General features: G+C 41.5%; 13 protein-coding genes. 7 read left to right on the top strand and 6 right to left on the bottom strand.

Translation table 11 applies throughout. The annotated features are described in order from the left end of the window. Positions 1 to 58: 58 nt before the first annotated feature. The gene (locus tag ACST13_RS09890) at positions 59 to 895 is read right to left on the bottom strand and encodes a MotA/TolQ/ExbB proton channel family protein (protein WP_459523034.1); all 837 of its coding nucleotides are present in this window, start codon (positions 893 to 895) and stop codon (positions 59 to 61) included. Positions 896 to 1,243: 348 nt separating this feature from the next. Here ACST13_RS09890 and ACST13_RS09885 point away from each other — a divergent pair, with 348 nt between their 5' ends. Beyond that, positions 1,244 to 1,576, top strand: coding sequence for a DciA family protein (locus tag ACST13_RS09885; protein WP_459523033.1), 333 nt, complete (start codon positions 1,244 to 1,246; stop codon positions 1,574 to 1,576). Here ACST13_RS09885 and ACST13_RS09880 read toward each other — a convergent pair. From ACST13_RS09880 to ACST13_RS09870, 3 genes are read right to left on the bottom strand one after another with little or no spacing between them, the layout of a single operon-like run. Next, positions 1,551 to 2,690: a glycosyltransferase family 87 protein gene (locus ACST13_RS09880; protein ID WP_459523032.1), complete on the bottom strand. Its 1,140-nt coding sequence runs from the start codon at positions 2,688 to 2,690 to the stop codon at positions 1,551 to 1,553. The two genes, ACST13_RS09885 and ACST13_RS09880, sit on opposite strands and share 26 nt — an antisense overlap. Further along, positions 2,683 to 3,453: a polysaccharide deacetylase family protein gene (locus ACST13_RS09875; RefSeq protein ID WP_459523031.1), complete on the bottom strand. Its 771-nt coding sequence runs from the start codon at positions 3,451 to 3,453 to the stop codon at positions 2,683 to 2,685. Before ACST13_RS09875 ends, ACST13_RS09880 begins: the two co-directional genes overlap by 8 nt. Next, positions 3,450 to 4,109: a glycosyltransferase gene (locus tag ACST13_RS09870; RefSeq protein ID WP_459523030.1), complete on the bottom strand. Its 660-nt coding sequence runs from the start codon at positions 4,107 to 4,109 to the stop codon at positions 3,450 to 3,452. The genes ACST13_RS09875 and ACST13_RS09870 overlap by 4 nt, the downstream gene beginning before the upstream one ends. A gap of 136 nt (positions 4,110 to 4,245) precedes the next feature. On the opposite strand from ACST13_RS09870, the gene ACST13_RS09865 reads away from it, so the two are divergent. From ACST13_RS09865 to ftsZ, 4 genes are read left to right on the top strand one after another with little or no spacing between them, the layout of a single operon-like run. Further along, positions 4,246 to 5,151, top strand: coding sequence for a S66 peptidase family protein (locus ACST13_RS09865; protein ID WP_459523029.1), 906 nt, complete (start codon positions 4,246 to 4,248; stop codon positions 5,149 to 5,151). A 41-nt stretch (positions 5,152 to 5,192) separates the two neighbouring features. Further along, on the top strand, positions 5,193 to 6,719 hold the full coding sequence (locus ACST13_RS09860) for a YifB family Mg chelatase-like AAA ATPase (RefSeq protein WP_459523028.1): 1,527 nt from the start codon (positions 5,193 to 5,195) through the stop codon (positions 6,717 to 6,719). 53 nt (positions 6,720 to 6,772) lie between these two features. Then, positions 6,773 to 8,254 (top strand): M20/M25/M40 family metallo-hydrolase, encoded by a 1,482-nt coding sequence (locus tag ACST13_RS09855; RefSeq protein ID WP_459523027.1) that lies wholly within the window; start codon positions 6,773 to 6,775, stop codon positions 8,252 to 8,254. Between the two features lie 53 nt (positions 8,255 to 8,307). Continuing rightward, a complete protein-coding gene (ftsZ, locus tag ACST13_RS09850; RefSeq protein ID WP_459523026.1) occupies positions 8,308 to 9,585 on the top strand; it encodes a cell division protein FtsZ in 1,278 nt (425 codons plus the stop codon). Here ftsZ and ACST13_RS09845 read toward each other — a convergent pair. Further along, entirely contained in the window at positions 9,571 to 10,335 is a 765-nt protein-coding gene (locus ACST13_RS09845) for a copper homeostasis protein CutC (RefSeq protein WP_459523025.1), read from the bottom strand. The two genes, ftsZ and ACST13_RS09845, sit on opposite strands and share 15 nt — an antisense overlap. Before the next feature lie 152 nt (positions 10,336 to 10,487). On the opposite strand from ACST13_RS09845, the gene ACST13_RS09840 reads away from it, so the two are divergent. Further along, entirely contained in the window at positions 10,488 to 10,709 is a 222-nt protein-coding gene (locus ACST13_RS09840) for a DUF2795 domain-containing protein (RefSeq protein ID WP_130895915.1), read from the top strand. Between the two features lie 2 nt (positions 10,710 to 10,711). Here the strand turns inward: ACST13_RS09840 and ACST13_RS09835 are convergent, their stop codons facing one another. Next, entirely contained in the window at positions 10,712 to 12,238 is a 1,527-nt protein-coding gene (locus ACST13_RS09835; RefSeq protein ID WP_459523024.1) for a glycerol-3-phosphate dehydrogenase/oxidase, read from the bottom strand. Positions 12,239 to 12,372: 134 nt separating this feature from the next. Between ACST13_RS09835 and ACST13_RS09830 the strand changes: the two genes are divergently transcribed. After that, the gene (locus ACST13_RS09830; protein ID WP_459523023.1) at positions 12,373 to 13,050 is read left to right on the top strand and encodes a tetratricopeptide repeat protein; all 678 of its coding nucleotides are present in this window, start codon (positions 12,373 to 12,375) and stop codon (positions 13,048 to 13,050) included. The last annotated feature ends 44 nt before the right edge of the window (positions 13,051 to 13,094 follow it).

Below are 13,094 nucleotides of genomic sequence, written 5' to 3'. Positions count from 1 at the left end.
TTTTGAACGGTGAATAAAATTGAATGAAAGGGCTGAAGCCCCTAAATCAGTTCAAATATTAATTGTGGTGCGTAGCGTAGTTTTGGTTAACACTTAAGCCGATTTCGTCGATACTATAAGTTAACTCATCAATTTTCGCTGTAAATACGTTGTATGCAATGATACAGATAGCCGAAGTACCGATACCTAATGCCGTATTGATAAGAGCCTCAGAGATACCATTTGCTAAAGCGGATGAATCAGTTGATCCACCTGAATTACCTAATGATGCGAAGGCCTTAATCATACCGATTACCGTTCCTAAAAGACCGATCAAAGTTGATACCGATGCTAAAGTTGCGATGATAGTTAAGTTTTTCTCTAACATGGGCAATTCTAATGAAGTAGCTTCTTCCACTTCTTTGCTCAATGCAGCTAATTTTTGCTCTTTATCTAAAGCTTTTTCCGTAGTTAAAGCCTTGTATTTATTGATTGCAGCTAAAGTTACATTACCTACAGATCCTTCTTGTACTTTACAAGCTTTCAAAGCAGCTTCTACATCATCTTTATCTAAAGATGCTTGAACTAAACGTACGAATGCATTTACATCACCTTTTCCTTTTGCTTTACCGATTGTTAATAAACGCTCGATAGAGAAAGTTAATGCAGTTAAAAAACAAGTCATTAAAACTGGTACAATAACACCACCTTTGTAAACTACACCAAAGTAGTCTCCAGGAAGTGGGTGACCTTCATTAGTTCCACCTTCAAAGTGAGAGCCATCTCCCATTACAAAGGTGTAAATTGCAATTGCAATAACGAATAGAATAATTAGAATTAAACCTGCAGACAAACCGCCAGATTTTTTTTCGGTTGCAGCTGGCTTACCAGCTGGCTTTGGTTGTTGTGTACTCATTAGTTTGGTAATTTGGGGTTAAAGAATTATTTTTTTGATAAAACTTGCAGAAAATGGGGCGATCATAGTTTTCATATTGTAGACTTTCGCTTTATTTTTCATTAAAGGCAAAAGTAATAGAATTCTAATATAATTTTCATCCTTTAAATAATCATTGCAGGGTTGTGAGCAGGTCAGAGACTAGGGACTATTGTACTAAACCGATATTTTCTTCAAATAACAGATATTTTTAGGGTACTATTTGGGGATTACGGAATTATAAATAAATTAAAAAAAAATTAAATTTTGTTGAGAATTTCCTGATTAAGCGTAATTAATGGTTTAATTTTGGCAGTCAAAAATAATATAATGATCGATTCACCCTTCAATCCGACAGGTCCCAGAGCTTCTACTAGAAGTAAGGATAATATGAGCCTGAAGGAGGCGATCGAATCCCTTTTGCGCGTTTATAAGCTGCAGAATAAATACGATGAAACGTATATCGTCGCTCATTGGGAAGAAATTATGGGAAAACCCATTGCGGCGCGTACCACTAAAATCTACATTAAAGATAAAAAACTCTTTTTAGGGTTAGATTCTGCCCCTTTGAAGAAAGAGCTTTTGATGGCCAAACAAAAAATGATCGAGCTATTGAATAAATCGGCTCAGCAGGACATTATAGCTGAGGTTGTTTTTCTCTAAACAGATCCCACGCTAGCCAAATCCATACCCCGAATAAAGGCAAAATCATTAAGGCCAAAGGATTAATAAATTCATTCCTTATATAGGCCGGAAATAAATCCGTAGGCGAAAAACTAGAAATCAGCAAGGTGAAAATCAACATCGCCCAACGAGCTTTGGTTTTTTCCCCTAAAACAAACCAGATTCCAACGGCAGGAAATGCCATCACTAAGGTAGGGGATTCGGTACCTGTGCTTGCTAGCATAATATATAGAAGCACGAAAGCTAAAATACGAAGTCTGAAATCGGGATCAGACCACTTTTTTGTTTGGAAGAACAAATAGACATTGAGAATCATGGAAGGAATTAAGAACCAAAGATTCGAGATGTTCGGGTCACCTGTCCAACGGCGAATCATCCCCATCACGCAAACGTCCGTGCGAATATTTTTAATGTTCTCGTTTAACTCATTTTTATGAGCTAAAATTCCCATCCAATCTCGGTAGGATTGCATGCCGTAATCGAATCCGCCTAAGACCAAAGGAATAAAACCGATCACCAGCATCCAGAAAACGAAGTAGGCGGCGAAACGGAGGCGGTCTTTAGCAAAGAAGAAAAAGGCTAATCCGACTACCCCATACAACTTAATGTAGATGCCTAAAACGATCCAGAGCGTCGCCCAAAAATAGTTTTTCTTCTCCACACAGATGTAGGACCAGAGTATTAAGGCCAAACAAATCGCATGAAATTGTGTGTTCAAGAGAGCGGTAATCAATGAATTTAATACAATCCAAGTGATGGCCACCCGCTTAGTTGAGACGATAGGTAGGTGCCAAAGCGTCACAAACAAGACCACCGAATTCACTATATTCCACAAAATTACGCTAGGGCCATCGGACAGCAGGGAAAATGGCGCCATTAAAATGGAGAACACTGGGCCATATAGGTAGAGGTCGAAATATTCTTTCGGATACTCTAAATAGAGCGGCAAGCGGTGCAAGAAATGGCCGAAACTCGCCTTGAAAATCTGAAAATTATTGATGTGGGAATGAACGGCGCTCAGCGAAAACTGCTTCCAGCCAGTGGCCAAACCTGCTAAGGCCCAAATAATCAATAAAGTGGATTTCTTATTCATGGTTTTCCAGCATTTGGGCCATCGTCGTAAAATTCCCCTCCCCTTTCATTTGACCTAAAAAAGAACGCAATTTATCTCGCAAAGGACCATTGTGCCCGCGCTTAACGTGTCCTGGCAATGGATATTTACTTAAATCTGCAAATTCCCAAGGATGAAAATAGATATTCAAAAAGCCTTGTTTACGCAAAGTTCGCTTCGCTAACAACGTGTAGATCCACAGGGGAAAATTTTTAAATGCGAGCCAAAACAGGGGAATCCGCAACCAAGGGCTTACTGATGCAGGCACATTCCACAATCCTTTTTCGAAAAATGGCTGGGTGGGTTTATCTCTATTATCGTAGCGCCCAGGAATCCACGTCGGATTCAAGGAGGAATGGTAGGTATAACCTGCCTTCAAAATTTCACTTTCCTCCACATAGTGCATACGAGCCATTCGGAAGCCGGTGATGGGCTTTCCACTCAATTTTTGTAATAGATTTTTAGAGTTTTTTAAATCCTTTTTCGCATCAAAATGACCATGAAAATAGCCGTGTGAGGCTAATTCGTGCATCGGATTCAACTCTTTTATCCATGCTTCGTTATTTTCCGCATACACTCCCGTACAAAAAATAGTTACCGGAACGCCTGCCTCCTCCACTATCTGCATAAAATGCGCTAAGCCCTCACGAGATATGGCTAATTGCTCTTCCAAAGGAATCACGATTCCATATTCCAATGGAATATCGCATTCTTCTACATCAATCGTGATCAAAATTGGGTTCATCCGTTGCTGCGAAATAGAATGGTGGTGAAATTAACTAATTCCGTCAAAATCGTCTTCGCGCGCATCGTCGAAAAAACGATGCCTTTTCTTGCCTGAACGTAGATCCACTGGATGCGGATATCTGGGTTTTTGGAAGCCAAAACTAAAAATTCCATATCAAAAAGAAAGGCCGGGATCCGCGTCTTCAGGAAGATCTCTTTCCCCTTTTGATTAAACCCTTTCAAACCCGACTGCGTATCTTTTACTTTCAGTTGAGGGAAAAACAAATAATTCATCACCTTCAATGAAAGGGAAAATATTTTACGCCCTAAAGGCAATTGATCATAATATTGCTCATCGCGAACCCCTACAACTATATCAGCCGCGTCCGAAGAAAGCAGGCGAAACATATCCACCGCATTCTGAATTAAATAAGGATAATCTGCGTCAGTATAAATGACCCATTTACCCGTGGTTTGGCGAACCGCATCGCGTAAAGCTCCTCCTTTTCCTTGATTCACAGGAGAATCAATATAGGTGAAACTGTTTATTTCACGCGCTAAAAGCGCTATGTCTTCCGGCCGAATACCTGTCTTGCTTCCATCATTCACTAAATACATGTGTATCGAAGTTTCGGCGGGAATTGCCTCCTTGAACAGGGTATAATACTGCAGCAATTCCTCCGCCCATCCCGGATGTGGGTTGTAAATAGGATGAACAAGATTTAAATCTGCAGGTGCGATAGGAATAGTTTTTTACAATATTACAAAATTTAGCCCTTGAGGATCCTAAAAAAAAGCAGATATTTACAGCATGACTCGGATAATTCCCCCGTATTTACAAGCTGGTGACGAAGTAGCTATTTTGTCCCCCGCCTCTTTCCCTACAACCGAAAACTGGAAAAAGGGTGTAGAGGTATTGGAAAGCTGGGGGCTTCGGGTGCGCTATGCGCCTAATTATTTAGCTCGTTACCACGGCCTAGGAGGAACAGATGAGGAGCGCTTATCCGATCTTCAACAAATGTTAGACGACCCTTCGATTAAGGCCATTTTTCCCATTCGTGGTGGATATGGATCCTCTCGTTTGCTGGATTCGCTGGATTTTTCGGGTTTTATTTCGTCTCCCAAATGGATCGTTGGCTTTTCCGATATTACAGCACTTTTATGCGAGGTAGATCGCCTAGGATTCGCGAGTATTCACGGACCTATGCCGCATAATTTTTGCCAAAAAGGCGGAGAATCCGCCTTGCAAAACTTGCATTCCTTATTATTCAAGGGGGAGCTTTCTTTGTCAGCTGGAGCACATCCTTTGAAGCGATTTGGCGAAGCCTCCGCGGAAATCATAGGTGGAAATTTATCCCTTTTATGTCACTTGGTGGGCTCACCCACCTTCGCTTCGACGGATGGTAAAATTTTATTCATCGAAGAAATAGGCGAACGTTTGTACCATGTAGATCGCCTATTATTGCAATTAAAAAGGGCAGGATTTTTCCAAAACCTAGCCGGCTTAATCCTAGGTGGATTTACTGATTGCAACGAGGCGAGTTTAAACATCGGCAAAACAGCCTACGAATTAGTGGCAGAACATACTGCAGGGACTTCATTCCCTATAGCCTTCGATTTTCCAGCTGGACATATTCCGAATAACCAGCCTTTGGTTTTTGGGGTAAAAACCAAGCTCTTGGTAAATTTAGACGGTATCCAATTAACTGATATTTAATTCGGGATCGTTCGGTTAACATTGTGTCTTAAACGACCACTATGTTAGCGAAAACTTTTGGCAGTGCCCTCGTGGGCATTCATGCCTCCATTATCACCATCGAAACCCATGTAGGACAAGGCTCTAAATGTTATTTAGTCGGCCTGCCCGATTCCACCATTAAAGAATCTATTCAACGCGTTGAATCTGCCATCAAGCAAATCGGCTATTTCTTCCCGCGCAGAAAAGTCGTCATCAATCTGGCCCCAGCAGACGTCAGAAAAGAAGGATCGGGCTACGACCTCCCCATTGCCCTCGGACTGCTTCAAGCGTCTGAACAGACCAAAATGTCTAGCCTTTCTGACTATTTAATCATGGGAGAACTGTCCTTAACGGGTGAAATTAGGCCGATTAAAGGGGCTTTGTCCATGGCCATCGAAGCCAAAAAACAAGGCATCAAATCCCTCATTCTTCCGAGGGAGAATGCCATCGAAGCCGCTTTGATAGAAGGTTTAAGCATCTATGCGATGGATAATCTGCGGGATACGATTCGTTTCTTGCACGGACGGACTCAAGCAGCTGTAAAAGCTCCTCCAGCTCAGCCAAAAACACGGCATTATGCAGACGATTTTGCCCAAATAAAAGGTCAGGAAAAAGCCAAGAGAGCCATTGAAATCGCTGTGGCGGGCGGTCATAATCTAATCCTCGTAGGGCCACCCGGTGCCGGCAAAACGATGATGGCTAAACGAATCCCCTCCATCATGCCACCCATGAGTCTTAGCGAGATTATCGAAACTACTCAGATTCACTCAATCGTAGGAAAGTTAAGTTCTGAAAATCCACTCATTACTGAAAGACCCTTTCGGGCACTTCACCACAGTATATCACCCACCGCTCTCATCGGAGGCCGTGCAAACCCTCAGCCAGGAGAAATTTCCCTAGCCCACCAGGGTGTTTTATTCCTAGATGAACTACCTGAATTTCAACGTAACGTGTTAGAATTATTAAGGCAACCTTTGGAGGAAAGAAAGGTGCCTATTTCTCGTGCCCATGGTACGGTAGAATTCCCCGCTAATTTTTTGCTGATTTCTGCTATGAATCCGTGTCCTTGTGGTTATTTCCATCACCCCGAAAAGCCCTGTACATGCAAGCCTTACCAAGTAGATAGATACCTGCATCGAATATCTGGTCCTTTACTTGATCGAATCGGCATGCATTTAGAGGTCTTCCCTTTGAAATACCCAGAAATGTTTAATGCGAAAACCAGTGAACCGAGTTCAAGCATACGAGAACGCGTAATTATGGCAAGAGATAAGCAAAATGAACGATTTCAAAAACAGAATTCCATCCGAACTAATGCAGAGATGAATTCCGAACAAGTTAAGGCGCTATGTCAGCTAGACCCTATTTCCTCGTCTTTACTTCAAAATGCTATTGAGAGACTACAATTATCTGCCCGTGCCCACGATCGAATTTTAAAAATGGCTAGAACGATTGCTGATTTGGCCCAATCCACTGACATCCAAAGCAAGCATCTAGCGGAAGCAATTACCTACCGAAATTTAGATCGGGAAAATTGGTCAGGCTGATTGTGATTTTACGCGAAAAAAGCTAAATTTAAAGAGTTATTTAAAAATCCCACATGAGAAAATTAACCCTTGGAATTTTAGCGCTCTCCGTTTCTCTTTTTAGCTCTTCCTTCGTGTCAGTTGAAGGAGAGGATGATTTGAAAGATGTTTTCAAAAAGATTAAAGTAGAAGTAGAATTGCATTCAAAAGCCTATAGCTCTCTTGAAGACGCATGCAAGACCATAGGACATAGATTAACAGGGAGCGAGAAAGGAAAAAAGGCAGAAGAATATGCTTTTCGTTTGCTAAAAGAATATGGATTCAAGGATACTAAATTCCAAGGATTTCAAGTAGAAGCGTGGGCGCGAGATACGGTTACTTTGTCTATCGCTCCGCCTAAATCAGATGATTTTAGGGAGGTACCAGTCGTTTCTTTAGCTATGACTCCGGTGGATGCCAATATTCAAGGGACGATTATCGATTTAGGAAACGGATTAGATGCCGATTATACGGGCAAAGAGGTGGCAGGCAAAGTCGTTTTAGCTAACATCGGCTTATTAGAGGCCACAGCCGGAACAAAAAATCTACACCGTTCAGAAAAAACAGCATTGGCCATTCAGCATGGTGCGATGGGAGTGATTTTTGTCAATACGGTTAAAGGCCAAGTACTACTTACAGGTACAGCCTCCGTAACGGGAAATTTAATTAGCATCCCTGCCGTATGTATTTCATTAGAAAATGGAACTGAAATAAGAAAATGGATGAAGGATCAACCAGGCTTATTAAGTTTGATTGAAATGCATAATGTGAGTAAACCGATCAAAGCACGCAATGTGGTAGCGACATTAAAAGGGACAAGCTCTAAATTAAGAAATGAGAAAATTGTGATTGGGGGCCATTTGGATTCTTGGGATTTAGCCACGGGTGCGATTGATAATGGTATTGGATCCTTTTCTGTACTAGATGTAGCCAGAACCTTTAAGGCTTTAGGATTAAGCAGTAAGCGTACGATTGAGTTTGTTGCCTTCATGGGAGAAGAAGAAGGTTTATTAGGCTCGAAGGCCTATGTGGAGCGCGCGAAAAAATTAGGTGAACTAGATGACGTCGTTTATATGATTAATTTAGACATGACTAATGATGTGCATGGATTTAATGGGGGTGGACGCGATGAAATGATGTCTATATTGAAATCAATTGGAGATCAGATTAAGTCAATTGATGGGGATTTTGGCAATCATTTAACGAATTCTCCAGGGCTACATTCTGACAATCAAACGTTCTTAATGGAGGGAATTCCAGCGGCGGATCCCATGGGGAAATTGGCCCGAAATGTATTAGATTGTTACCATGCTAATTGCGACGATTTCAGTTTAGTCAATAAAAAAGAGATGGAGAATACCGTGAAATATACCACGATGCTGCTGTATGGTTTAGCCAATGCGGAACAAATTCCAGCTAAGAAATTAGATTTCTATTCGACTAAAGAATTCTTTATCAAACATAACCTACGCCATGAACTAGAATTAGGGAATGAATGGCGCTGGGGAAATGACTAAAATATTTGCAGATTTCTATTATTTTTACATTTAAGAACAATTGACCTTACACAATGAGTAGCGAAAATCCCTCCTTTTTTGACCATCAAATCGAAGTAGTACCAGAAACATCCTTTAAGTCCATCATAAAAGTGATCGGAATCGGGGGTGGCGGATCCAATGCGGTGAAGCACATGGATAACCTGAAGATTAAAGGCGCTGATTTGATTATCTGCAATACAGATTCTCAAGCTTTGGCATCTAGTTCAGTTAAAACTAAAATTAAATTAGGGGAACAGGGTTTAGGTGCAGGGACTGACCCAGAGGTGGGAAAGCAAGCGGCTATGGAAAGTCAAGAAAAAATCAAGGCTGTTCTTTCTAATGAGACTAAAATGGTTTTCATCACGGCTGGTATGGGTGGTGGAACAGGGACGGGTGCTGCACCGGTTGTTGCAGAGATCGCTAGAGACCGCGATTTATTAACCGTTGCCGTGGTTTCATTCCCCTACAATTGGGAAGGGAAAGAGAAAATTCAATATGCAAGAGACGGGATTGAAGAACTGAAAGAGTATTGCGATACGGTTTTAGTGATCATGAACGATAAAATATCAGAACATTACAAGGATTTAGCTGTAAAACACGCCTTTGCGAAAGCGGATGATGTATTAGCAAAAGCAGTTAAATCAGTGGTCGATGTAATTGCAAAACCTGGTGATATCAACACGGACTTTATGGACGTGAAAAAGGTTTTGACAAAAGCAGGTCAAGCCATGATGAGTTCTGCCTTAGGAAGCGGTGAAGAGAGAGCAAAAGCGGCTATCGTAGAGGCTTTGAATTCGCCACTATTAAACTCCCAAGAAATCAAAGGTGCTAAGCGTATTCTAGTGACTGTTTCGACGAGTAGTGCAAAAGATTTGTTGATTTGGGAAAAAGATGCGATCATCGAATACCTTAATGAGCGAATAGATGCGCAAGCAGATATGGTTAAGTTCGGTTTCTCTACGGATGAAGAGTTAGGGGATGATCTTTATCTAACTGTGATTGCAGCTGGATTCGAACAAGATTCGAGTGGAATGGATGGTGGCATGCGCAAAGTAGTGAAGCGAATGACTCCCGTCTACTTAAATCCAGGAGATAGCGTCGAACTAGATGGCGATTTAGATAGCTTGGCGACTGTTTCTCCTGATTCTGAAGAAGCTCGTTTTGCTCAAATGATCGAGAAGTTCAAACATAGTATGATGTCTGATGCCGAATTTAAAATACCTACTTACAAGCGTACAGAAGTAGGTTTATACGATATATCGACCATGCCAGAGAAAGCATGGCAAACCACGGATTTATTCGCTGAATAAATTCTGAATTTTAGAGATAGCCGCTCGAATGATTTCTTCGCTCGAGTAAGCTACCTCAAATTCCGAAATCTCCGCTATACCTCCCATGGATATTCCTGGACGTCGGTATTCCATTTCAGAATTCCGGACGGTTCTGGCGCTTAAATGAATAGCATCTACCCCGATTTGAACAAAGTCCAAGCAATTCACTGGATTTACCCCACTTCCTGCCATAATTTGAATTCGACCTTTAGAGGCGGCTACCATTTCAGCTAGATTTTCGATTCCATCTAAGGCTTTATTTTTGCCTCCAGACGTCAAAATACGATCAAATCCAATCGAAATCAATTCCTCCATCACGACCAAAGGTTCACGCGACACGTCAATAGCACGATGACAAGTCAATTCCCGATCACCGGTAATTTTTCTAATCTCCCGTAAGAATTCCACATCCAAATCCCCCGATGGCAATAAGGCACCTGTAACGATCCCGTGTACTCCTTGTGCTATTAAAGAGTGAGCCTCCGCTAGCATCGTTTGCTTCTCAACTGCGTCGTATACAAAATCTCCCCCTCTAGGACGAACCATGGCATGAATCTCTAAGGAAGTCGACAATAAGGCTTGTTCGACTAATCCAGCACTCGGAGTTGTTCCTCCTTCCCAAGGGGACGCACATAGTTCCACTCGCTGGGCACCTGCTCTATCTGCCGCTAAACAAGAAAATAAAGAATAAGCACAAACTTCGACAGAAACAGGGGTTGAATTAGGCATATAAGCTAGATTAAATCAAGGTTTTGATAATTAATGAAAATTTAAAAAATAAATCTTTCATAAATACATTTTTATTTTACTTTTGCACTTAGGAAGGGTTTAAAAAACTAATGCCCCTCTTTTATTACGCAAAATATTATTAGCTATAAATTATGTATTGGACACTAGAACTTGCCTCCTATTTAGAAGATGCGCCTTGGCCAGCCTCTAAAGATGAATTAATTGACTTTGCAATCCGTACGGGTTCTCCTTTAGAAGTAGTCGAAAACCTACAAGAATTGGAAGATGATGGTCAACCTTTTGAAAGTATTGAAGAGATTTGGCCAGATTACCCGACCAAAGACGACTTCTTCTTTAACGAGGACGAATATTAAAATCAAGAGGCGAAAGCCTCTTTTTTTATGGCCTTTAATCGCTCTGCCAGTGCTTCATCCCGCATGGAAATACCCCAACGGCGGGCTAAAACATCTTCCCAAGTCACTGCCATTTCTTGCTCTTTTACATAGTTGAGTTCCCCCACCAGGTAAGGTTCGTCCGCTAATAAACGTTCTGAACCGCACGCATAGACGTCGCCGGCTTTGGGTCCGTATAGGTCGGTTAAATGTTTCCGAATATCTGGGGCAATATGTGCAGGTAAAACGACTAAAGACTCAGGAACTAAGACATGATTCTTCGTTACGCAAGGCTTCACCGCAACGCGTAAAACCTCCCTTTCAAGAACATCTAGTGTATCGGAGGCCATCACGCGATAGGTCGTCCATTTCCCACCCATGATACTAACTAATTTCGAACGACCATCCACTTCCACCTCATGATCGCGCACTAAGGATTTCGTATCGGAGTTCATGGCAGAATCGAGCTGCACTTGGAGTAATGGCCTTTGGCCTACAAACGTAGCACTGATATTCTCTAACGAAGCTTTCTTAGATGAATAGCGATTAAAATACGAAATAAGGTATTCCTTTTCCAAATCTAAAATGCGAGGTGTTTCCGACAAGGTATCCGGATCATCCGTCGTTCCCACCAGCACATAATCTCTCCACGGAATCACAAATATGACCCTGCCATCATCCGTTTTAGGAATTAATAGGGCGGTTTCGCCTTGCCAAAACTCAGCAGGCAACACGATATGGGCCCCGCGACTCACCTTCATTCGAGGCTTCAATCGCGGATTTGCAAGCACCCGCACCGAATCCGTAAAAGGTCCTGTGGCATTTATCACTGCTTTGACCGCAATGGTGTAGGACTCCTGAGAAAGTAAATCACTGAATACTACTTTCTTGATCTTTAAACTCTTTTGGCCTAATTCAAACGAATTCAAACAGGCATAATTCAAAATACAAGCCCCTAAACGTTCCGCCTCTTTCAAAATAGCTAAGGCATAGCGCGCGTCATTCATCTGTCCATCATAATACAAAACGCCACCTCTTAAGTACTGTGATTCGATGGAAGGAAACTCGTGTTGAATTTCTTTTTTGCTTAAGCCGCGACTTGATTTCAAGTTCGTGCTGCCAGAAATTTTATCGTAAAGCCACATCCCTATCCGGTAATACCAGCGTTCCCAGTGTGTATAACAAGGAGTTAATAATCCCAAAGGATGAGCGAGGTGGGGTGCATTTTGCAATAGCGTTTTGCGTTCGTGCAAAGCTTTATACACCATTCTGAATTGATGCCAGTCGAGATTTCGGACGGCCTGCTCGAGGTAACGAACTCCTCCATGTACTAACTTCGTCGACTTAGAGGAGGTTTGACTGGAGAAATCGCCTTTTTCAATCAATAAAACTTTGTACCCCCTTAACGTTGCATCGAGCGCTACGCCTGCCCCTGTCGCACCACCACCGATAATACAAATATCGAATGTTTCCTTGAGTTTGTGGATTTGATCTAGGCGATTAAAGGACATACAGGTTTATTTACTTCAAATTTGAAAAATAAAATGCAAAAGATTCCATTAATGTGGATAAAAATGAAAGAGATTTTATAATTTTGCAGTCCTTTGGCACCTAATAATAATCTGCCAAACGAATTAATGACCTTATGGCAAAGAAAGAAAAAGTAGAATCGATTGAAATCATTGAGAGCCCAGAAGCTCTTCAACAAGAAGTTTCTAAAGTTGCTGAACTAGTAGACAAGAATAAATCTAGCATTGCAACTATCTTAGGCGGCTTAGTCTTAGTCGTTGCCGCTTATTTCGGTTACCAATGGTATACTGCGACACAAGACGCAGAAGGCGAGAAGAAATTATTCAAAGCTGTTTATGCTTTTGAATCAGATTCATCAGCTGCTGCTGCGAAAGAATTAGCGAAAGTTTCGGATGAGTTTGGTGGAAATACACAAAACTTAGCTGATTTGTATTTAGGAATTACCTTGTTAAAGCAGGGGAAATTCGATCAGTCAATCGAAAAATTGAAAAACTTTTCGAGCTCGGATTTATTAGTGCAAGCACGTGCTTATTCTTTAATCGGGGATGCGTATTCAGAGAAGAAATCTTTATCTGATGCCATTGATTACTACAAGAAAGCAGCGGAAAATAAGCCCAATAAATTCTTTACTCCTACGTATTTGCTAAAATTAGCGAATGCCTACGAAGCAAATAAACAAACAAAAGAGGCAGTAGATACGTATTCCATCATTGTGGAGAAATACGGCCAATCGGCTGAATCGATTCCAGCAAAGAAATACAAAGCGATTTTAGAAAGCACTATCTCTGAATAATTTATAGAACAGATTATGTGATGAGGGATAAGAGCTTGAGCTTT

The organism is Aquirufa sp. A-Brett2-W8 (assembly GCF_054558755.1).
The sequence above is the reverse complement of the archived record's forward strand: the minus strand, read 5'-3'. Positions and strand labels throughout refer to the sequence as shown.